The organism is Qaidamihabitans albus (assembly GCF_016464705.1).
GTDB classification, from domain to species: Bacteria; Actinomycetota; Actinomycetes; order Mycobacteriales; family Pseudonocardiaceae; genus Qaidamihabitans; species Qaidamihabitans albus.
Window position 1 is genome coordinate 198,358 of the sequence record NZ_JAEHOB010000012.1, and the last position, 20,552, is coordinate 218,909.

The following is a 20,552-nucleotide window of genomic DNA, read 5'->3' on the forward strand; positions in this document are numbered from 1 at the left end:
GGGTTCTCAGCGTATGCGTTTGAGCTGTTCGTCGAGGTCGGCACGGAGCACGGTCCTGATGTCGCGCAACAGTTCCATGCTGGGCTCGGGCTCTTGCCACAACCGGGCGACCAGCCGCTCCACCGCCTCCAGCGCCGCGACGCGCCGCCCGGACGGCGTCGCCGGCGCCGTGCCACTCGGCGAATCGAGCGCGGTGCACACGATTTCCGGACCTGCTTCGCGCCAGCGGTGCACGGCGGTCTCCAGCTGCTCTGCCGAGCGCGCCGCCCACTCGTCGTCCTCCCGCGTCTGCAGTACGAGCTCACCCAAGATCCCGGCGGCGGCGACCACGGACGAACGGGCGCGCTGGTCCGTGACGGCGGGCAACACGCGGGCCAGGAGCTCCTGCCGGATGGCGAGTAGCGCCCGCTCCGGCGTGATCACGCGGCCTCGAGCAGGTCGGCGACCATCCGGCGCATGATCGGCATGGTGTAGTGCATGCGGGCGAGCCGGAGATCGTCGGTCGCTCCACTCTCGAATGAGTGCCCGGCCTCAAGCCACATCACGGCATGCCGCACCTGGTGAAAGAGAACCCAGAACCGGAGTGCAGTGCGGTTCACCGTCGTGCCGGTGCAACGCTCGTAGCGCGTGAGCAGCGTCTCCTCGGGCAGCAGCATGCAGACTAGCTCAGTGCCGATCCGGTTGGAGGGACAGCACACCCAGCCGAGGTCGTAGAGGGGGTCACCGAGGGCGGCGAACTCCCAGTCGAGCACTGCGGTGACGCGGTCGTCTTCGAAGAGCAGGTTGCCGGTGCGATAGTCGCCGTGCACCAATGCCGTTCGCGCGGAGGGTGGGATCTGGTTGCGCAAAAGACCCAGTGCATCGACCAGGAGCGGCTCGGGTTCCACACGAACCCGCCGCAGGTAACGCTCCAACTCGGCGACCCTGGCCTCGGCGAATCCCCGCCCAGGGCCGGGGACGCCGAGGAAGCCCAGATCGAGGGCGCGCCAGTCGACGGCGTGGATGTCCGCGAGCAGCCGCACGAACAGGTCCCCGATCGGCCCGCGCCCGGCCTCGGCGAGGTAGGCCCGTCCTTCCGGCGACCACGGCACGACCGCGGATCCGGGTTGCCACGACACGACCGAGTACGGACCTCCGAACAGCTCGGGGTCGGGATCGAACCACAACGGGCGCGGCACCGGCAGCCCCGCGACGGACAACGTGGTGAGCAACCGGTGCAAGCGCTCCGGCCTGACCTCGTGCCGGGCGACCGTGCCGGGACGGAACAACCGCACGACGAGTCGTAGCGGTTCGCCGGAGGGACGATCGAAATCCAGGATCGCGGTCTCGTCCGAGAGCCCCTCTCCGGCGATGCTCCGGTGCGCGAGGTGGACGGGTTCGTCCAGCCGCTCGGTGAAGCGCCGCTCGATCCGTTCGCGCGGGCAGTCGCTGATTCCCATGTCGCCGCCTAGAAGATCGCCGCGTACATGATCTTCTCCTGCGTCGCCTCCTCGCGGCTGAACTCCGCGACCGTTCGCCCGAAGCGAGTGACCAGGATGCGATCCGAGATCGTGAGAACCTCGGGCAGGTAAGACGAGATGACGATGACCGCCTTGCCGTCATCGGCCAGCTGCCGGATCAGCTGGTGGATCTCCTCGATGGCCCCGACGTCCACCCCCCGGGTGGGCTCGTCGAAGATCACCACCTCGGGTTCCTGCACCAGGGACTTGCCGACGGTGAGCTTCTGCTGGTTGCCGCCGGAAAGCTCCACCACCTTCGCGTCCGCGTCGATGGCCTTGATGCGCAACCGGTGCGACCACTCCCGCGCGATCTGTTCCCGCTTACGCCGGGAGAGCAGCCAACTACGCCTGCCGTTGCGGGAAGCGAGGTGGCCGAGGTAGAGGTTCTCGGCCACCGTCATCGTCTCGAAGAAGCCGTCGAGCTTGCGGTCCTCCGTGATGTAGACGATGCCGTCGTCGATGGCCTGCTTGGGCACCCGGTAGCGGACCGGGCGACCGTTGAGCAGCACTCGACCGCCGTGGATACGGTTCCGTTTCAGCATCCCGGTAATGATCTTCGCGGTCTCCGTGCGCCCACTCCCGATCAGGCCCGCGATTCCGAGCACCTCCCCCGCATAGGCGGAGAAGGACATGTTGCGCACCACGTTGCCGAGGATCAGGTTCTCCACCTCGAGCACCTTTCGCTTACGCGCCGGGGCGCCGGTGCCCGGGACGGTCCGCTCGGGACCGCTGCCCAGCGACCGGCCCACCATGTAGCGGATGATCTCCTCCCGGTTCGTCCGTGCGGTGTCCACCGTGGCGACCCGCTCGCCGTCCCGCAGCACCGTGACCCGGTCCGCGATCTGCAGGGACTCTTCCAGCGCGTGCGACACGTAGATCACCCCGAGGCCCGCCGCACGAAGTTCGGCGATGACGTCGAACAAGTGCAACGTCTCCTCGGGCGTGAGGCTCGCGGTCGGCTCGTCGAAGATGACTATCCGCGCCTGCGACCGGAGTGCCCTGGCGATCTCGACCATCTGCTTCTTGGCGGCACCGAGCGTGGAGACGTAGGCGGTGGGGTCCACGTGGAAGTTCATCGACTGCAGCAACTGCTGGGCACCGATGTTCAGCGAGCGGAACCGGGTGAGCAGCTTCTCGTGACCCAGTTCGATGTTCTGCGCCGCGGTCATCGTGGGCACCAGGCTGGTCTCCTGGTAAACCATGGCGATGCCGTGCTCGAGCGCGTCGTGCGGCCTGCGGAAGTTCACCTGACTCCCACAGATCCGCAGCTGCCCTTCGGAGGGTTGGACCGCGCCGGCGAGGATCTTGCAGAGCGTGGACTTGCCAGCACCGTTCTCACCGACGAGGGCGTGCACCTCACCGGCGACGAGGTCGAAATCGATCTCGTGGATGGCGTGCACCCCGCGATAGGTCTTGGTCACGCTACTCATCTCGACGAGGGCGGAACCGGTGCTTTCCAGGGCACCTCCCACGGCATCGGCGATGGCGTTGCTCATCGCATCCCTCCCACGGTCGATTCCAGCACCAGGTCCCCGCCGCGCGCCGCGATCAGCAGCCGGTCGCCGAACTGCCGGGCGGAGGTCACCCCGTGACGGTTGGCGCCGCCCCTACTGTGCAGGCTCGACTGGGCGTGCCCGTCCTCCTCGATCCGGGCCACCAGCCCGTAGGATCTGGGCGGCGCCCACGGTTTGATGACACCCAGCTTGCGGATCTGTCCGCCCTGCAACGGCTCCAGACCCGAGTTGAGCGTGCGCAAGGCCGGTCGGATCCAGTAGTCGGGCTCGATGATGCGCATCATCTGCTCCACGTAGTCGCGCTGAGTCAGCACGAACTCGACCAGCTGCGTGCGTAAGGCGAAGACAGCGAGCCAGTAGCCACCGTCCGCCGCGGGCGCGATCCGGCCCGGATAGCCGGGAAGGTTGGCCCGTATCTGCTCGGGCGAACGGATGTCCGCCAGCGGGTAGCGGACGAGCCGGTGAGCCCAGGCCTCCGAGACGACGAGCGCGTCCTCCTCGGGGGAAAGGCACAAGCCACTCGGATAGCGCAGGCCATCGGCCAGCACCTGCGCACGCCCGCCCGAGCGTGGGCAGCGCAGCAGCCTGCCGAGGGCGTTCAGCTCCATCAGGTCGCGGACCCAGTCTCCACCGTGGTGCCGCTTCGACCCGTCCGTGAGATACACCGTTCCGTCCCCGGCGACGGCGACCCCCGTGGGGCACTGGACCGGCTGACCGTCGTCGGCGACGTCCGTGACCACGGTGGTCGTCGCATCCGGCCCGACTCGCAGCAGCCCGGCGCCTGCCACGCAGACGAACACCCCGCCGTCGCCGTCCCGTGCGATCGCGCCGGCCTCGCCGTCGAAGCTCGCGACCACGCTCCTGTCCCGGAATCGTGGTCCGGACAGTCGCAACAGGGAACGCCCGCTGGTGACCAGGAGGCTCCCGTCGGCGTCCAGGACCACGTCGTCGGGTTCCTGGACAGGCGCCTCGTGGGCGGGCTCGAGCTCATCCAGCCGGTCATTGGGGGTGAGCCCACCGTCGAGCGGCGGGATCGACGAACCCCGATGCCGTCCGGGGAACAGGAACTCCCTGACCAGATTGAGTGCCTCACGTCCGGGCATGTGGTCGTCCTCCTCAGCTCACGGTCGCCGGGGTCGTCGATGCTGTTCGTGCACTGCCGTCCGCGCCGGTCCGGGGACCGCCACGGTCGAGCTTGATCCGCCCGACCCGGTTGTTCTCCAGCCCGCCGATGTAGAGATAGCCGTCGTGCTCCCGCATCGACGTGATGGTGGCGTGCGCCTCCCCGCCGGGATCCCAGAACGTCTCCAGCACCTCGCCCTCATCGGACACCTTCACCACACAACCGTGGTTCATGCTCGGGTAGAGCCACTCGTCCCGGGGAATTCGCTTCATCATCCGTCGCCGGAAGGTGGGCATGCGCATGGCGAGGTCGTAGGCGGGCGAACGCATCCCGTTGAGCGCGACCCAGTACGCGCCGTCGGAGGATCGGTTGATGTTGTCCAGATATCCGGGGAAGTTGTCCATGAAGACCTCGATGCGGCCCTGGCGGGGCCCGCTGTGCCAGTAGCGCAGGATCCGGCAGAGCCAAGTCTGCGCGATCAGCAATGACTCGCCGTCGTGGGCACTGCAGATGCCGTTCGGGAACACCAGGTCCCGAACTACCGTGCGGGTCTGGCCGGTCGCCGGGTCGTAGCGCACGAGGCGGCCGTTGGGCCTGCCCTCCACACCGTCGAGGACCCAGTCCGCCATGTCGAATCGCGTGGTCGCCTCACTGAAGTAGATCTGCCCGCCGGGTGTGATGTCGAGGTCGTCCGCCATCCGCAGCCTCGAGTCGTCCCGCAGCCTCGTCCAGGTCCGGCCGGTCTCGTCGGAGAGCTTGCGGTGCGTGCCGTCCGGCGCCACCGCGTAGAGGCCCATCCCGCCGACGCACACGATGAGGTTCTCGTCGGAGTCGAAGCCGAGCCCCAGCGGATGCCCACCGATGCGCGCGAAGATCTCCTTGTGTCGGAAGCCTTCTCCGGAGAAGCGGACGATCCAGCCCTGGCGGGTGCCGCAGTAGAGACGGCCCTGCCGGTCCAGCACGACGTCCTCAGGTCCCTCCACCTCACCGGCGCCGATGGATTCGGCGTCGCGTAGCCGGTCGTTGATCTCGAACGGGCTGCCCGAGCCTTGGCGCACATCCGGTAGTGGCCCGTACTCGACCACGGTCGGGTTCACGTACACCTTCTGAATCGCCTTGCCGCGGTTCTTGCCCCACTTGATGTCCAGGCCGACCGCCACGATCAGCACGATCGCGAGCGCCGTCTGCAGAGTCTCCCCTCCGACGTTCATCAGCAGGAGTCCCTTGCCGAGCAGGCTGATCGTGGCGGCGCCGATGAACGCCCGCCACACCGTGCCTTTGCCTCCGGAGAGGCTGATGCCGCCGAGGATGACCGCGGTCAGCACGTTGAGCTCCAGCCCCTCGCCGACTCGTGCGCTGGCGCTGCTCAGCCGCGCCGCGTAGAAAATGCCCGCCAGCGCGCACAGCAGCCCGGCGAAGACGTAGCTGACCAGCAGCACGCGTTCCACCCGGATCCCCGCGTGCCTGGCCGCCCTCCTGCTGGCGCCGACCGCCGTGATGTGCCATCCCAACCGGGACCGGCTGAGCACAACGTGCCCGAGGAGCAACACCACGAGCAGAGTGATGAAGCTGAAGGGGATCCCGGCGACCTTGCCCGTACCGAACCACTCCCACACCGGGTCGGTCACGAAGACGGTGGCGGTCTGCGCGGCGAAGTTGAGGTCGAGCAGATTCAGCACACCACGGAAGATGATGAGCGTGACCAGCGTCGTCAGGAACGGTCGCGCCTTCAGGTAGGCCACGATGCCGCCGTTGACGCTACCGAGAATCGCGCCGGCGAGCAGGGTGACACCGATCGCGGGCAGGACCGGCACTCCGCCGATGGTGATCAGCAGCAGCATGATCATGTTGCACAGGCCGAACATCGACCCAACGGAGAGATCGATACCGCCGGAGATCATCACGATCGCCATGCCGACACAGACGAAGGCGATCTCCGCGAGCTCCGCCGAGGAGGAGAGCAGGTTCTCCGGTGTCGCGAAGGCGGGCGTGGTCACGGAAAAGAAAACGATCACCGCGATCAGCAGCGCGAGCGGGATCGCCGGTTCCATCCAGCGCTTCTCGAAGAGTTCGGCGAACACCTGCTGCGGTGCCGCCCGGTGGCGCAGTTCACGGATCCGCTTGCCGATGGGCTGCGGTCCGATCACGTTACGTTCGGGTGGGCGGCGTGCGGACCGCCGCGAGGTCACACTGGCCGTCATGGGACTCTCTCTCAGAAGGGTTCCGAATTACGCCACCGGGTCCGGGACACCGGGCCGGAACCAGCGATGTCCCGGACCGGAGGCGTCGTCAGGAGACGGACAGACCATCGTTCTTGCCGTCGTAGCACATGTTGGGCTGGTCCCAGTTTTGCCGAGTGATCTTGACCAGCGGTGTGTAGTCGGCGATGCGGGCAGTGCCCGGAGCCTGTCCGGATTGCAGCAGATACTTCGCGATGGCCACGATGTCGGTGCCCTGCGTCGGCACCGAGTACCCGTAGGACTGGAAGAACATCCCGTCGCGCAGTGCCTCGCACGTGATCTTGCTGTGGTCGGAGGTGAACACCTTGACCTGGTCGATCTTGCCCGCTTCCTTGATGGCCGTGGCGGCGCCGTACTGCATCTGGTCCCAGAAACCCCAGCTGGCGCAGAGGTCCGGGTGTTGCTGGATGACGGTGGCGGTGATGTCGTGCGCCTTGGTGCGGTCCCAGTTCGCCGCCTGCGTCGACACGACCTTGATTTCGGGGTGCTTGTCAAAGACCTGCTTGGCGCCTGCCATAACGTCCAGGGTGAATCCCGACGTGGCGTCCCCTTGGACGATCTGGACCTTGTGCGAGGTGGACGTACCCTTACCGCACTCCGCGACGATGTCGGTCGCGATACGGCGTCCCAGATCGATGGTATCCGCACCCACGAAGGCACCAGACTTGTAGTTGGACACCATGTTGATCTGAATCACGTGAATTCCGGCCTGCTCGGCCTGCTGGATCAGCTTCGCCAGGACCTGCACGTCGAAGTTGTGCACGACGAGCACGGCAGGCTTCTCGTTGATGAGCGACTGCACGGCCTCCGCCTGCTTCGCGGTGTCCCAGTTGGGGTCCCGGACGACGAACTCCATTCCGGCGGCCTCGAAGCCTCGCTTCATCTGCCGGGCCCATTCCTCGGTGAGCGGCGTGCCGAGGCCGACCGGCACGAAGGCAGCCTTCTCACCCTGCAGGCTGTCCAGGGCGTGATTGCGCAGATCGTTCGACGATACCGTGGCCGGAAGCTGGTCTCCCCCTTCGGACTCCGCACCGGAATCACTTCCGGTCGAGCAGCTCGTCAGCGCGAGCCCGGCCACCAGAGCGAGCGCCGCCCCCCGCAGACCGGCCAGTTGAGCCTTACGCATTCAGGACCTCCTTGTCCTCTCGATGTCCGGCGGTCAGTCGCCTTGCCGGACCGTCTCCTCGTCACGGGGGTGCAGCCGGTTGTCGAGAATGAGCGCGCCCAGCAGGATCAGACCTTTCACGATGTCCTGCTCGTGCGTGTTCATGTTGAGAATCGTCATTCCGTTGAGCATCACACCGATCAGTGCCGTGCCGGCCACCACGCTCAGCACGCTGCCTCGTCCACCCACCAGGCTGATTCCGCCGACGACCACCACGAGCAGCACGTCGTAGATGAGCGTGCCGTCGATCACCTGTGTGTTCAGGCCACCCACCGATCCGGCCACGACCAACCCGCCGACAAAGCCGATCGTGGCACTGAGCATGTACTCGAGCGTCGTGAAGGGACGCACCGGGATCCCAGTGAGTGCTGCGGCGCCGGCATTGTCGCCGTGCGCGTAGATGAACCGGCCCGGGCGTGTCCTGCTCAGCATCCATTGCGCGAACAAGGCCACCGCGACGAAAACGAGGATCGGCACGGGGACGCCAAGCACGGCGCCCTGGCCGAGCCACGACACGAAGTCCCGGTCGCCCGGTAGTTGCGCGATCAGGCCGTTCAGCACGGTGGTGCGCGCCAGCCCGTAGACCAGCAACCCGGAGGCCAACGTCGCGAAGAGGGCGGGGATCTCGACGAAGGCGATGAGAAAGCCGTTGAACAGCCCCATGATCATTACGACACCGAGACCGACGAGCAGCGCCACCGGGGTACTCGCCGTGGTCTGCATCAGCTGGATGGCCACCGCGGTGGCGACCCCCATCGACGCGACCAGCGAGAGATCCATGCCGCGTGCGATCACCACGACCGCCATCGCCACGCCGAGGATTCCGAGCGACGACACGCTGCGCACGAGGTTCAGCAGGTTGTTCGTGGTCAGGAAACCGTCCAGTAGGACGCCGAACACGACGAAGAGCGCGAGCACGACCATGAGCACGATCTGTTCCTGCGACATCCGCAGGAGCCCGCTCGGGCGAAACCTCGCCGACACTGTACTCATGTTCGCTCCATGCACTCGACGCCTGTACCAATCGGTCGGTGTGTGTACCGACCGAACGGTACACTACTCACGTTGGCCGTCAAGATGGAGAAGGCCCGACGCCCACGACCCGGCAGCGGCCGTCACCTGATGAGGTGACGCCGCCGTTGTCATCCGTGCCCGGAGCCGACCAGTCTGGAGTGAGATAGTGCGGAGTACCGAGAGCACCGCCGGGGCGGGACCGTTGTCCGGCGTCCGCGTGGTGGAGCTGGCAGGCATCGGGCCGGCCCCGTTCTGCGCCATGATGCTGGCCGACATGGGCGCCGACGTCGTGCGCGTCGACCGTCCTGGCGGCCCCGCAGCAGGCAATCCGGTCGAACCCCAGCTCGACCTGCTCAATCGGGGCAGACGATCCGTGGTCGTGGATCTGAAACACCCCGAAGGCGTCGCGACCCTGCTCCGCCTTGTGGACGGCGCGGACGTGCTGATCGAGGGCTTTCGCCCTGGGGTCGCCGAGCGACTGGGGTTCGGCCCCGACGAATGCGGCCGGCGCAACCCTCGACTCGTCTACGGGAGGATGACCGGGTGGGGCCAGGACGGTCCGCTGGCCGCCCGCGCGGGACACGACATCAACTACATCGCGCTCGCCGGCGCCCTGGCCCCCATGGGGCCACCCGACGGGCCGCCGACGATCCCCCTCAACCTACTGGGAGACTTCGGCGGCGGCGGCATGTTGCTCGCGTTCGGCGTCACCTGCGCGCTACTGGAAGCGCGGTCGTCAGGGCGCGGGCAGGTCGTCGACGCGGCAATCGTCGACGGCACCGCCCTGCTCACCACGATCGTGCACGCCATGCGGGCGCAGGGAATCTGGTCGGACGAGCGGGGCAGGAACCTGCTTGACGGCGGTGCCCACTTCTACGGCGTCTACGAGTGCGCCGACGGCCAGTACCTCAGCGTCGGCGCGATCGAGCCGCAGTTCTATCGGAGGCTGCTGGAACTGCTCGGACTGGCCGACGACGACCAGTTCTCCGCGGGCCAGGCCGATCCGGCCCAGTGGCCACAGCTGCGGACCAGGCTCGCGGAAGTTTTCCGCAGGCACGACAGAAGCCACTGGTGTGAGTTGCTCGGCGGGGAGGATGCCTGCGTGGCTCCTGTGCTCTCGGTCGGCGCCGCCGCGGAGCATCCACACAACCGCAAGCGCGGCACGTTCAGCGAGGTCGGCGGCATTTCCCAGCCCGCGCCCGCTCCTCGCTTCAGCCGCAGTGGGGAAGCACCGCTACGCCCACCGCCTGAACCGGGCCTGCACACCCGGCAGGTGCTACAGGATGCCGGGTTCGGCATCGAGGAGATCAGCGCGCTACTGCGCTCGGGCGCGGTCGCCGAGCCCGACTGATGTCACCGGTGGCGGCGGGCTCCCGCCGCCACCGGTCGATCAAGGCCGGACGCCCGAGAAGTCGTCGGACCACCAGTGACCATCGAGGAACTCGCGTGCGGCGACGAGGTGCTGGATCGTCGGCGTGCCTTCCTCCAGCCAGTTCAGGCGCGCGTCGCGATACAGTCGCTCGATCGGGTGCTTCCGGGTGTAGCCGATGCCCCCGTGCACCAGTAGAGCCCGGTCAGTCACCCTGCCGACCGCCTCAAGCCCGAACAGCTTGCACAGGGAAGCCTCCGCGGGGATTCGCTGCCCGGCATCCCACTTGACCGCGCAGTCCTCCAGCATGAGCCGCAGTGCCTGCAGGTCCATCGCCATCTCGGCGAGGTAGCGCTGGATCGCCTGACGCTGCGCGATCGGCTTGCCGAACGTCACCCGTTGCCGGGCATGCCGCAGGGACAGCTCGAAGGCGCGCTGGCCCGTTCCCAGCGAGCTCGCCGCGATGAACACCCGGCTGATCTCGAGAGCACGCTCCAGGTTCGCCTGGCCTTGGCCCTCCTCCCCCACCCTGTTGCGGACGGGCACTCGAACTCCATGGAAGGTCAGCTCGCCGTGCTGCCCGCCCTTGCACCCCATCGTCTCCGGGAGAGATTCGATGGTGAGCCCCGGCCGGTCCCGCTCGACGAGGATCGAGGACACCTCGGCCTCGGACGTCTTCGCCAACACGAGAAAGTGCGAGGCGATGTCCGAGTTGGTGATCAGCCACTTCCGCCCGTCGAGCACGTACTCGTCGCCGTGCCGCCGGGCGGTGGTACCCAGGTCGGCGCCGGTGCCACGTTCGGGTTCGGTGAGAGCGAAGGCGATCGAGTTCTCCCCCCTCGCCAAGCCGGGAAGCAGCGTCCGGCGCTGGTCTTCGTCGGCGAGCTCGGAGAGGGCGTGTGCGAACGAGTTGTGCACGTGCACCAGCACGCGTATCGCGCCCTGGATCTTCGCGAACTCGGCGATGATCGGGAGGTACTGGCGGATACTCAGGCCATGACCGCCGTACTCCCGCGGGACCAGGAAGCCGAAGGCCCCCACCCGCTCGAGCACGGGCCACATCTTTTCATACGGCAGCGACTCGTCATCCTCGATCGCCGCCTCCAATGGAGCCAACTCGTCCCAGATCGCCGCAAACACTCGCTCTTTGAGCCTGTGGTGGTCTTGATCGTCCACTTCGTCCTCCCGATTGACCGATCGGTACATTGTTAACGCACCGCTTCGCTCGAGACAAGTGAGGATCGGCACGTTCGGGCGGTTGGCGAGACCGCAAGCTGACTGGTCGGTACTGTGGGACGGCAAGGCCAGACCGGCCGACGTAGGGAAGGGCGGGACCATGCCGAATCAACAGGACGAGCACGAGTCGACGCAGGAGCGGATACTCCGCGTGGCAGCCGAGGTATTCGCCCGGAAAGGCTACCACGGCACCGGGGTCGCGGAGCTCGGCGAGGCGACCGGACTCAAGCGCGGCGCGCTCTATTACCACATCGGCTCGAAGGAAGACCTCCTGTACAACCTGTCGAAGCGCCACGTCGAGGAGGCGCTCGATCGGGGCAAACGGGTCGTCGCCACGGATCTGCACCCTGTCGACAAGCTACGCGCGCTCGCCCGTGAGCACGTGCAGACGATCGCCGCGCGGCGGGATGAGGTGACTGTGGTGATGCGGGAGATGAACGCCCTCACCGGCAAGCGTGCTCGCCAGCTGGCGAAGCTGCGGGACGAGTACCAGGACCTGTTCACCGCGGTCCTACAGGAGGGCGTCGACGAGGGGGTCTTCCGCTCCGCCGATCACGTCACCGTGCTGGGGGTCCTGGGGATGTTCAACTGGACCTACGTCTGGCTGGATGCGGAGAGAGGCCCGCTCTCCCCCGAGCACGTCGCCGACCGCCTCACGGATATCGTCGTCTACGGCGAGCTACTGACCTCCCGTGGCGCGAAGCGCGGAGGACGCAAGCTGACGGGTCGCGCCTGAGCGAGCCGCACGAACGCGGACTCAACAGTAGGTCACCACCACCCGCACCGAGTCCGCACGCTTCTCCCGCGTCTCCGACAGGGCGTCGACGAACTTCTCGGGACGGTACGCCCTTGAGACGCTCGTGCCAAGCTCGAGTCGCCCGCGCGCGACCAGGGCGACCAGCTCCGTCAGTTCGGACGCGGTGCATCCGAAACTCCCAAGAAGCCGGAGCTCCCGCCCCACGAGGGTCTCCTGCCGCAGGCCGAGGGCGAGCCGTTCGGGCCCGATCCCCACGACGACGCACGTACCTTCCGGGCGCAGGCTGCGTAGCGCGGTACCCACGACGTCCGGTCCGCCGACGAACTCGAACGCCACGTCGGCGCCATCACCGGTCTGCTCGCGGATCCTCCGCAGCAGGTCCGGCGCGGCGGGGTCCAGTACCGTCGCGGCACCGAACAGGGTGGCCTGGGCGCGCGCGGCCGGTCGCGGATCGACACCGATCACCGTGCAACCGATGACCTGCGTCAGCAGGGCCACCGCATGCAGCCCTAGCCCGCCGAGTCCGAGAACGACCGCCGTCTCCCCCGCGACGGCCCCCGAGCGCCGCACCGCGTGATACGGCGTGGCCACCGCATCGGTGAGGATCGCACCGACCGCGGAGGGCACTTCGTCCGGTAGTGGTACGAGACACTCCGCGGGCACGGTGAGGAAGTCCGCGTGGGCACCGGGCCGGTCCACACCGAGGACCTGCCTGCGCGGGCAGGCCTGGGGGCGGCCTGCCCGGCACCGCCCGCATCCGCCGCATCCCACGTAGGGCAGCACCGCCACCCTCGTGCCCGGCTCGGGACCGGCCGCGTCCGGCCCGAGTCTGTACACCGTTCCCGCGGCCTCGTGCCCGAGCACGATCGGCAGCTTCGCCGCCGTCGTACCGTCCACGAGATGGACGTCGGATCCACAGACACCGCAAGCCTCGACGGCCACCAGTGCCTCTCCACGCTGCGGTACGGGTACGTCGAAACGGGCCAGCTCCACCTCACCCGGCGCACGTAACCGAATGGCACGCATCGTCGTCATTCCGCCTCCAATTGACACCGACCTGTGATGGAGAATAGTGTACCGATCAGTCAGTACTCAACGACGCTATTGAGAGGCTGCTGCATGGGACTCGATGCCGTCGTCGTGGATGCGGTACGTACGCCGTCCGGAAAGGGCAAGCCCGGCGGTGCGCTGTCCGCGGTTCACCCCGTCGATCTCCTCGCCGGGGTACTGGCCGAGCTCATCGAACGCACCGGAATCGACCCCGCAGCGGTCGACGACGTCATCGGTGGATGCGTTTCACAGGGCGGGGAACAGTCGGCGAACATCACCCGCAACGCCGTTCTCGCCGCCGGCTTCCCCGAACATGTCCCGGCGACCACTGTGGACAGGCAATGCGGGTCCAGCCAGCAAGCCGTTCACTTCGCCGCGCAAGGTGTGCTGGCGGGAGCGTACGACCTCGCCATCGCCTGCGGGGTCGAGTCGATGAGCAGGGTGCCGATGTTCAGCCAGTACGGCGACGCCGACCCCTACGGCCCGTCTCTGCGTCGGCGCTACCCGCCTGGCCTGGTCGAGCAAGGAGTCGCCGCTGAGCTACTGGCGCGACGCTACGAGCTCACCCGGGCGGAGCTGGACGAGTACTCGGCCGCTTCGCACGCGCGGGCGGCCGACGCGTGGGCTCGCGGCTTCTTCGCCGACGAGGTCGTCCCCGTCGGAACGGCGGTCACCGACGAGACCGTCCGCGGGCGGACCACGGTGGACGGCCTTGCCGGTCTGAGTCCGGTGTTCTCCGATCCGGCCACGGAAACACGTTTCGGTCGGATCCCGTGGATGATCACCGCGGGGAACTCCTCCCCGCTCACCGACGGCGCTTCGGCCGTACTGATAGCGTCGGCGCGTGCATCGGCTGCTCTCGGGCTGCGACGTCGCGCCCGATTCCGCTCGTTCGCTGTCACCGGCGACGACCCGATCCTGATGTTGCGCGCCGTCGTCCCCGCGACCGAGGCCGCATTGAAGCGCGCAGGACTGAGCATCGGGGACATCGACTCGTTCGAGGTGAACGAGGCCTTCGCCCCGGTCCCGCTGGTGTGGCAGCGGGAGACGGGCGCCGACGGAGCACGGCTCAATGCCCACGGCGGCGCCATCGCACTCGGGCATCCGCTCGGCGCCTCCGGCTCACGACTGCTGACCACATTGCTGACCACGCTTGAGGCCGGCGATGGAACGTTCGGGCTGCAGACCATGTGCGAGGGCGGCGGCATGGCCAACGCGACGATCATCGAGCGGGTCGACAGTGTCTGAGCCGTACCGCACCGCGCTCGTCACTGGAGGATCGCGTGGGATCGGAGCTGCCATCACCCGGCAACTCGCCGAACGCGGGGTACGGGTCGCCTGCACCTACCGCACCGGACGTCCCGAGGCAGCGGCACTGGCGGCCGAGTACGGCGACAGCGTGCTCCCAGTGCAGTACGACCTAGCGCAGCCAAACTCGGCGCGGGACGTAATCTCGACCGTGCTCGAGCGGTGGGGACGGCTCGACTCCCTGGTGCTCAATGCGGGCGTGTGGCGGGGCGGGCGGCTCGGCACCATCGACCACGGTGACTGGTGGAGCGTTCTCGAGTCCAACGTCGGCGGCACCGCGCGACTGTCCCGCGAAGCCCTGCCCGCGTTGCAAGCGAGCGACGGCGGAAGCGTGGTGCTGATCTCGTCGGCTGTTGGCCTCGTCGGGTTCGCGGGGGACACCGCCTACGCCGCGGCGAAGTCCGCCATGATCGGCTTCGCGAGGTCGCTGGCGAAGGAAACCGGCCGCGACGGCATCCGTGTCAACGTCCTCGCACCGGGGTTCGTCGAGACCGACATGACCGCGGCCGTCGGCGACCGGGCTAGGCGACGCATCACCGACGATCTCATCCTGCGTCGCTTCGGTGAACCCGGCGAGATCGCGAAAGCGGCAGTGTTCCTCAGCGAAGACGCCACCTATTGCACGGGGATCGTGCTCACGGCCGACGGTGGCTGGTCCCTCTAACCTCGTCGTCGGGTCGGGAATCGCGACCGTGTGGTTCCCGACCGCTACTCAAATCTGTCTAGTCTTGGCTGGCGCCCAGATCTCACGTGGTCGACTATGCCGGACGTGGGTCGCTAGCGGCGACTGGTCGGGTGGTCCGGCTGGCGACGGTGGCGCGGAAGTAGAGCGCCTTCCGACCTGCGCGATGCGAGTGGACTGTGCGTCCGGGGAGCTACCTGATCCGCGACTCGGGCCGCAAGTGACTAGTGAGATGGCGGAGAGGGACTTCAGGTTCGCCGTTGAGAACAAGGCCGAGCAGGTCGGTACCGCACGAGGAACTGAGGGACTCGGAAACGTGGAAGCAGTCGAGGAACTTGGTTCGTAGTTGTTCCAAGGTGAGGGGCCAGTCGGGGTGGCCGCGGCTGACTTCCGCGACTCGCTCGTAGGTGCGACCGTCGGCGAGATCGAGCCTGACCGCGCCTGGTTCGAGCGTTCCCGCGCGATCCTGTTCCGGATCGTGGGTCCACGTCACTCGCTCGGCCATCGCGGTGACTCGCGGATCACGCAGGCCGGCAGCGGTGTACGCATCGAGCGGGATGTAGCCGTGGAGGGCTCCGACTGCGACGTTGAAGGGTACGTTGCACAAGGCATCGGTGACGTGCCGTGGGTTGCGTCGGAGGTGCCCGGGTTCGCAGAGCTCGAGGTTGGTGTTGCCCACACGGATACGGATCGCCTCTATCTCCTCTCCGCTCACGTGGTGTGTTTGCAGTATGTCGGAGAGCGCTGTCAGCGTGCCGTGTACCTCGCGACAGCATGGCCACGGCTTGATGCTGACTGCTTCCGCGGTGAACCAGTCGCCAAGTCCTCGCAGGACATCAGCGGGCCGATAGCCACCGACGAAGTACGCCTGGAACAGGCCGTACTGCCCCTCGAACGGCTCGCGTTCACCTTTGACTCCCCTTCGGGCGAGCTCGAGCGCCAGTGCTGCCGAATCGGCACTGAATGCGTCTCGCATGGTGCGTACCCAGGAGCCGGGTTGGACGAGACAGGCAAGCGTCCCGCCGACGCGGGGTAGCACCAGCCCCCACGCGTTCGCGACCTCCTGTGCGGTGAGCCGAAGCATTCGCGCGCCTGCGGCGACCGCGCCGAACATCCCGAGCACGGGCGGACGCACCCACGGGTGGTCGAAAAGAAGTCCGGTCAAGGCGTCGCCGAGTCGGCAGGCGACCTCGTTGCCGACGGCGACGGCCTCGATCAGTGTTTGGAGGTCCGCACCTTGCCGCTCGCCGATGGCTAGCGCGATGGGCAAACTGTTCGCCGTGGGATGAACGACTGCCTTGTCGTGGGTGTCGTCGAAGTCGAGTTGGTGCGTCATCGAGCGTTTCGCGAGCACGGCGGCCCGGAAAGGAAGACCTACAACTTCTTCAGCTTCTGGGCCGGAGCGGTCGTGAGCCTGATCGCTCCCTCAGCCGGCGGCCAATGGCTGCTACAGGGCCCACTTCAGATTCCGCCCGCGCTCGAATTCGGTCTCGATCCCGGGAAAACGGCCATGTCGGTGGCTATGGGCGATGCTTGGGGAACCTTATTCAGCCGTTCTGGGCGCTGTCCATCCTCGGACTGGTAGGCCTTAAGGTGCGCGACATCATGGGCTACTGCATTCTCGTGAGCGTGTGGGTCGGCTTGGTCGCCAGCGGCATCATCCTCCTGTTCTGGTAGGCCGCCTATCCGCTGCCACGCCGGCCCCGAGCGCAAGTGGACCGTTCCGCCGGCTGTGTAGGAGCGCGCTCAGTCGGCTAGCCCGCGGGCCACTAGCGCGTTTGCGAGGGTGTCGGCGTGGCGTAGCGCGCGAACGATCAGCGGGACGGCGAATGCGCGTGGGCTCGTGGTGAGGCCTCGCGCTCGTTGTGCGTCGCGGATCTCCTCCGCGAATCCCACCACCACCGGGACCGCGCGGATACCAGCACGATGAGTCCAATGTGCTCGCATTTCGACAGACGATCGACGATCTCCTTCATGTCGCCTACGTGGAGAGTGTGAGCGGCATAGCTCACCCATGCCTGAGCTGTGCGATCGCTCGGGACCAGAACGACGACATTGATCGGTTCGGCGTCGACCTCGCGCTCATTCCTCCGGTCGAACCACCGCTTCAAGACCTGGTCCTGCTCGACCCGCAGCCGAGGCCACGGCTTGTTGGGCAAACTCGCGAAAATGTCGCGCGGCTCGATCAGCGCAGTACTAACGCCTGTGTTGATCTTGCTGAAGTCGATTGGCATGTGATCTCCGGAGTCGCGTCTGGTCGTCGGGTCAGCCACGGCTGCCCCGGGCGGGGATTCTGCAACGTGCAGACCTAATAGCGACATCGAGTTCGTAAGCCGACCGTTAACTTGCGAGCGCGTAGCGTTGCTAAGTCGTCACCTGACGCGACATACCTAGCTGCGACACCTGGGCGCCGTATACGAACGGAGTGAACGCAACCCGCATCCACCTAGCATGCACGTCCCACCGAACCGCCGCGTTCAGCACACCGCTCAGGACCGAGTGGATCTGCCGCACCGTTGACGACGCCATCCCCTGACACTCGTGGACCGCGCATTTGCTGGTCTCGCAGTCGTGGTCGCCCGTGGTCGGGTCCATGGCGTTATCCCCTTCATCGCGGATGATGCTGGCCGAATCCAGCTGTGGCTGGACCGAAACGCTATGACTCCGCTCGCGGGGGCGATCAGCCGTGAATCGCGCCGGGCCGTCCACTTCTCGCGGCACTGGGCTCAGCGGCTATGCCGGCGTGAGCACGGCGCCGACGTCCCTGCCATCACGACTGACCTTACTGTTCCCGTTGCGGGCTGTTGGTCGGCCTCGACGGCCTGCACGTGACCGCGATGGAATACGAAGCCATTTTTCGTGTTCTCCTCGTGCTCTGGCAGATCACTATTACCCTGAGCGGATTGTTGACGCGACTTACTGACGCGGGTCTAAAACTGCGGGAGATGGTTGACACCCGGGCTTGTTGGTCATAGGGAGTTCCGGGTGAGTGGACCTGTGTTGGACCGCGAGGTGCGTCGGCGCCTCGCGGTCCTTCGTCATGTGGAGGAAGTGTCCGGCAATGTCGCGATGACGTGCCGCTACTACGGCATCAGCCGGCCTGTGCCCGCGCGTCAACGACGCACCCGGACTGGGACGCCCGCTGGACGACCATGATCACGTACGCGACTGGGATGGGGTGGGTCAGTTCCGACGGCTGCACCTTACGCGCACACATCGAGACCGTCCATTGAGCCGTACCACCTCACCACGACCGACGTCGGCAACCTAGGTTCTCCGTCTGCGGATAGTTGTGGCGCGTGCTTCGTCGTCGAGCATCGCATTGACGATCGGGAGGACAAGCAACGCCTCGGGATCGGCTTTGACGTCGACCTGGAAAACCGTGGTCAGCTGGACCGATCGGTGCGGCGACCCCTCGTGCGGGTGGCGATCGTCCGACGCAACCGGCTCATCTTCACGGTCGTTCAGCGCTGCATCGAGTGCATACGCGCAAAGTTCGCTCTGGACGCGGACCCTCCGGCGCTACCTCGCGACCCGCGCACCAGCACTCCGCCGCATACCCTGGCCTGTCATCGCAATCGTCGTCGGGTTTCCCCGAGCAACGGGAGAATGCCGGAGCGACATGGGGAAACCTCTCGCTGAGTTCACCACTGGCTTCCGCCGCGGGACGGCCGATGCGGGTCGGCGTGTATGTGTGTACGCATCCCTTGCGGGTCGAACAGGATGAGTAGCTCGACCACGCCGCCATCGGCGCTGCCCAGCCAGTGCGGCGAGGAGGTGTCGAATTCGGCTGCCTCACCGGGTGGCAGTCTCAGGTCGCGCTCCCCGAGGACCAGCCGCAGGTTTCCGTTGAGCACGTACAGCCATTCGAAGCCGTCGTGTGTCTGCAGGGCCGGTTCGAGCGGTTTCGGCTGAGCGGGAATGATCATCTTGAACGCCTGTACCCCGCCCGGCCGCCGGGATAGGGGTACGAAGGTCATCCCGAACCTCCGGATCGGCGTGAGGTGGATGCGGGGGTCGCCGGTGCGTGGCGCGCCGACAAGGTCGTCCAGCGGAACGTTGTAGGTACGAGCCAGGGGCAGCAGCAACTCCAGGCTCGCCCGGCGCTGCCCGCTCTCCAGCCGGGACAGGGTGCTCTCCGACACACCGGTCGTCGTCGCGAGGTCAGCCAGGCTGATGCCGCGGTGACGACGCAGCGCGCGAAGCCGCGACCCTATCGCGTCGAGCACCTCGTCCATTTCGTGGTCCACAGGGCCATCTTGCCAGAACCGCAAGATTCCGTGCCAGACCGCGGAGCGACTGGCAAAACTGGGTCCACACAGGCGGAAGGAGCACTAATGAACGCCACCGATGCGGTCACGTTCTGGGAAGGCATCCACGCATCTCGACCGCCGGCCATCGGCCCACCGCCGAATGCCCGGCTCACCGAGACGGTGACCGACCTGCCGCCTGGCGACGCGTTGGACCTCGGGTGCGGCGACGGCGGCGACGCGCTGTGGCTGGCCGGGCAGGGGTGGCGCGTCACCGCCGTCGATATCTCGGCCGTGGCGGTCGAGCGGCTCGGCACCCTCGCCCGCTCGCAGGGTCTCGGCAACCGGGTCACCGCCCTGCGGCATGACCTGTACATGTCCTTCCCGCACGGTGAATTCGACTTGATCTGCGCCCACTACCTGCACACCCCGTTCGGCCTGGACCGGGCAGCCGTCCTGCGGTCCGCCGCGCACGCACTGCGCCCGGGCGGACGGCTGCAGGTCGTCGACCACGGCTCGACCGCGCCGTGGTCGTGGAACCAGGATCCCGACGTGCAGTACCCGCGCCCGCAGGAGGTCGCCGCGGAAGTCGCCCTGGACACGGCTGCCTGGACGGTCGAACGGGCCGACACACTCCGCAGGACCGCGATCGGCCCAGCCGGGGAGACCGCTGAGGTCACTGACCACGTCCTGCTCATCCACCGCACCACCTGACTCCGCGGCCAGAGCCGCAGGACACTGAAAGGAGTCCGCCGTGCCCACCACGCGTCGCAACCACCGTCGTGACACCCCGCCGCCCCGGACTGGAACCAGCGAGGCCGAAGTCTTGCGCGGATTCCTCGACTACCTCCGCGCCTCGATCGCCGGGAAGGTCGACGGCACGCCCGAACCGCAGGCCCGGACAGCCACGGTGCCGTCCGGTACGAACCTGCTCGGTCTGCTCAACCACCTGACCCTCGTCGAGCGCTCGATCTTCCTCGGTGACAACGTCACCGACTGGCAAGCGACGTTCCAGGCCCCACCGACGGACGACGTCGCCGCCGTGGTCGCCCGCTACCGGGAGACAGTCGGACGCGCGAACGACGTGCTCGACGGCTGCACCGATCTGGCCGCACAAGTCCCTCGACCGCGACCAGGACGTCACGCGCCCAGCGTCCGCTGGGCACTCACCCACATGATCGAGGAAACCGGCCGCCACGCAGGCCACGCCGACATCCTCCGTGAACTGATCGACGGCGCGACCGGACGATGACGCCACCACTCTCGCGAGAACGGCCAGGGCACCTGCGCCGTGAGTTCGCCGAGGGACTGTCCGGGTAACGGTGGATCTGGTCTTGGTCTGATC

Annotated in this window: 18 protein-coding genes and 2 pseudogenes; 7 read left to right on the forward strand and 13 right to left on the reverse strand. The window is 67.2% G+C overall.

All coding sequences use genetic code 11. The annotated features are described in order from the left end of the window. Positions 1-6: 6 nt before the first annotated feature. From JAP66_RS22490 to JAP66_RS22520, 7 genes are all read right to left on the reverse strand, one after another. On the reverse strand, positions 7-423 hold the full coding sequence (locus JAP66_RS22490) for a hypothetical protein (RefSeq protein ID WP_199433795.1): 417 nt from the start codon (positions 421-423) through the stop codon (positions 7-9). Continuing rightward, positions 420-1,439, reverse strand: coding sequence for a phosphotransferase family protein (locus JAP66_RS22495; RefSeq protein ID WP_199433796.1), 1,020 nt, complete (start codon positions 1,437-1,439; stop codon positions 420-422). The genes JAP66_RS22490 and JAP66_RS22495 overlap by 4 nt, the downstream gene beginning before the upstream one ends. An 8-nt stretch (positions 1,440-1,447) precedes the next feature. Then, positions 1,448-2,995 carry a sugar ABC transporter ATP-binding protein gene (locus tag JAP66_RS22500; protein WP_199433797.1) on the reverse strand — a complete coding sequence of 516 codons (1,548 nt, stop codon included), beginning with the start codon at positions 2,993-2,995 and terminating at the stop codon, positions 1,448-1,450. Beyond that, positions 2,992-4,116: an SMP-30/gluconolactonase/LRE family protein gene (locus tag JAP66_RS22505; RefSeq protein ID WP_199433798.1), complete on the reverse strand. Its 1,125-nt coding sequence runs from the start codon at positions 4,114-4,116 to the stop codon at positions 2,992-2,994. The genes JAP66_RS22500 and JAP66_RS22505 overlap by 4 nt, the downstream gene beginning before the upstream one ends. Before the next feature lie 13 nt (positions 4,117-4,129). Next, positions 4,130-6,337, reverse strand: a complete 2,208-nt coding sequence (locus JAP66_RS22510) for an ABC transporter permease (RefSeq protein ID WP_199433799.1) — start codon at positions 6,335-6,337, stop codon at positions 4,130-4,132. 88 nt (positions 6,338-6,425) lie between these two features. Further along, positions 6,426-7,502, reverse strand: coding sequence for a sugar ABC transporter substrate-binding protein (locus JAP66_RS22515; protein ID WP_199433800.1), 1,077 nt, complete (start codon positions 7,500-7,502; stop codon positions 6,426-6,428). A gap of 33 nt (positions 7,503-7,535) precedes the next feature. Further along, positions 7,536-8,534, reverse strand: coding sequence for an ABC transporter permease (locus tag JAP66_RS22520; RefSeq protein ID WP_235999263.1), 999 nt, complete (start codon positions 8,532-8,534; stop codon positions 7,536-7,538). A gap of 187 nt (positions 8,535-8,721) precedes the next feature. On the opposite strand from JAP66_RS22520, the gene JAP66_RS22525 reads away from it, so the two are divergent. After that, positions 8,722-9,906 carry a CaiB/BaiF CoA transferase family protein gene (locus tag JAP66_RS22525; protein WP_199433801.1) on the forward strand — a complete coding sequence of 395 codons (1,185 nt, stop codon included), beginning with the start codon at positions 8,722-8,724 and terminating at the stop codon, positions 9,904-9,906. Positions 9,907-9,945: 39 nt separating this feature from the next. On the opposite strand, the gene JAP66_RS22530 is transcribed toward JAP66_RS22525, so the two are convergent. Beyond that, positions 9,946-11,130: an acyl-CoA dehydrogenase family protein gene (locus tag JAP66_RS22530; protein ID WP_199433802.1), complete on the reverse strand. Its 1,185-nt coding sequence runs from the start codon at positions 11,128-11,130 to the stop codon at positions 9,946-9,948. A gap of 130 nt (positions 11,131-11,260) precedes the next feature. Between JAP66_RS22530 and JAP66_RS22535 the strand changes: the two genes are divergently transcribed. Then, on the forward strand, positions 11,261-11,896 hold the full coding sequence (locus JAP66_RS22535; RefSeq protein ID WP_199433803.1) for a TetR/AcrR family transcriptional regulator: 636 nt from the start codon (positions 11,261-11,263) through the stop codon (positions 11,894-11,896). Between the two features lie 21 nt (positions 11,897-11,917). Here the strand turns inward: JAP66_RS22535 and JAP66_RS22540 are convergent, their stop codons facing one another. After that, entirely contained in the window at positions 11,918-12,952 is a 1,035-nt protein-coding gene (locus JAP66_RS22540; protein ID WP_199433804.1) for an alcohol dehydrogenase catalytic domain-containing protein, read from the reverse strand. An 84-nt stretch (positions 12,953-13,036) separates the two neighbouring features. On the opposite strand from JAP66_RS22540, the gene JAP66_RS22545 reads away from it, so the two are divergent. Both JAP66_RS22545 and JAP66_RS22550 read left to right on the forward strand, forming a co-directional pair. Further along, entirely contained in the window at positions 13,037-14,215 is a 1,179-nt protein-coding gene (locus JAP66_RS22545; RefSeq protein ID WP_199433805.1) for a thiolase family protein, read from the forward strand. Then, complete coding sequence (locus tag JAP66_RS22550; RefSeq protein WP_307849681.1) at positions 14,208-14,939, forward strand: SDR family NAD(P)-dependent oxidoreductase; 732 nt, start codon at positions 14,208-14,210, stop codon at positions 14,937-14,939. The genes JAP66_RS22545 and JAP66_RS22550 overlap by 8 nt, the downstream gene beginning before the upstream one ends. A gap of 211 nt (positions 14,940-15,150) precedes the next feature. Here the strand turns inward: JAP66_RS22550 and JAP66_RS33295 are convergent, their stop codons facing one another. Continuing rightward, positions 15,151-15,834, reverse strand: coding sequence for an MmgE/PrpD family protein (locus JAP66_RS33295; protein ID WP_268963291.1), 684 nt, complete (start codon positions 15,832-15,834; stop codon positions 15,151-15,153). Continuing rightward, a pseudogene (locus JAP66_RS33300) lies at positions 15,823-16,317 on the reverse strand (MmgE/PrpD family protein); the annotation flags it as partial. The pseudogene JAP66_RS33300 and the gene JAP66_RS33295, both read right to left, overlap by 12 nt. On the opposite strand from JAP66_RS33300, the pseudogene JAP66_RS33305 reads away from it, so the two are divergent. After that, positions 16,243-16,634, forward strand: a pseudogene (locus tag JAP66_RS33305) (TIGR00366 family protein). The pseudogenes JAP66_RS33300 and JAP66_RS33305 overlap by 75 nt on opposite strands. 69 nt (positions 16,635-16,703) lie before the next feature. Here the strand turns inward: JAP66_RS33305 and JAP66_RS33310 are convergent. Continuing rightward, positions 16,704-16,973, reverse strand: coding sequence for an energy-coupling factor transporter transmembrane component T (locus JAP66_RS33310; RefSeq protein ID WP_372449002.1), 270 nt, complete (start codon positions 16,971-16,973; stop codon positions 16,704-16,706). Positions 16,974-18,601: 1,628 nt separating this feature from the next. After that, positions 18,602-19,207: a helix-turn-helix domain-containing protein gene (locus tag JAP66_RS22575; protein WP_199433811.1), complete on the reverse strand. Its 606-nt coding sequence runs from the start codon at positions 19,205-19,207 to the stop codon at positions 18,602-18,604. Positions 19,208-19,294: 87 nt separating this feature from the next. Between JAP66_RS22575 and JAP66_RS22580 the strand changes: the two genes are divergently transcribed. Beyond that, the gene (locus JAP66_RS22580) at positions 19,295-19,921 is read left to right on the forward strand and encodes a class I SAM-dependent methyltransferase (RefSeq protein WP_199433812.1); all 627 of its coding nucleotides are present in this window, start codon (positions 19,295-19,297) and stop codon (positions 19,919-19,921) included. Between the two features lie 40 nt (positions 19,922-19,961). Continuing rightward, complete coding sequence (locus tag JAP66_RS22585) at positions 19,962-20,459, forward strand: DinB family protein (protein WP_199433813.1); 498 nt, start codon at positions 19,962-19,964, stop codon at positions 20,457-20,459. The last annotated feature ends 93 nt before the right edge of the window (positions 20,460-20,552 follow it).

What these genes read in the sequence shown, in the direction of transcription:
- JAP66_RS22530 (WP_199433802.1), bottom strand. Translation starts at nt 11,130, where the DNA reads ATGTACCGATCGGTCAATCGGGAGGACGAAGTGGACGATCAAGACCAC.
- JAP66_RS22500 (WP_199433797.1), bottom strand. Translation starts at nt 2,995, where the DNA reads ATGAGCAACGCCATCGCCGATGCCGTGGGAGGTGCCCTGGAAAGCACC.
- JAP66_RS22505 (WP_199433798.1), bottom strand. Translation starts at nt 4,116, where the DNA reads ATGCCCGGACGTGAGGCACTCAATCTGGTCAGGGAGTTCCTGTTCCCC.
- JAP66_RS22520 (WP_235999263.1), bottom strand. Translation starts at nt 8,534, where the DNA reads ATGAGTACAGTGTCGGCGAGGTTTCGCCCGAGCGGGCTCCTGCGGATG.
- JAP66_RS22495 (WP_199433796.1), bottom strand. Translation starts at nt 1,439, where the DNA reads ATGGGAATCAGCGACTGCCCGCGCGAACGGATCGAGCGGCGCTTCACC.
- JAP66_RS22510 (WP_199433799.1), bottom strand. Translation starts at nt 6,337, where the DNA reads ATGACGGCCAGTGTGACCTCGCGGCGGTCCGCACGCCGCCCACCCGAA.
- JAP66_RS22540 (WP_199433804.1), bottom strand. Translation starts at nt 12,952, where the DNA reads ATGACGACGATGCGTGCCATTCGGTTACGTGCGCCGGGTGAGGTGGAG.
- JAP66_RS33310 (WP_372449002.1), bottom strand. Translation starts at nt 16,973, where the DNA reads ATGGGTGAGCTATGCCGCTCACACTCTCCACGTAGGCGACATGAAGGA.
- JAP66_RS22535 (WP_199433803.1), top strand. Translation starts at nt 11,261, where the DNA reads ATGCCGAATCAACAGGACGAGCACGAGTCGACGCAGGAGCGGATACTC.
- JAP66_RS22515 (WP_199433800.1), bottom strand. Translation starts at nt 7,502, where the DNA reads ATGCGTAAGGCTCAACTGGCCGGTCTGCGGGGGGCGGCGCTCGCTCTG.
- JAP66_RS22545 (WP_199433805.1), top strand. Translation starts at nt 13,037, where the DNA reads ATGGGACTCGATGCCGTCGTCGTGGATGCGGTACGTACGCCGTCCGGA.
- JAP66_RS22580 (WP_199433812.1), top strand. Translation starts at nt 19,295, where the DNA reads ATGAACGCCACCGATGCGGTCACGTTCTGGGAAGGCATCCACGCATCT.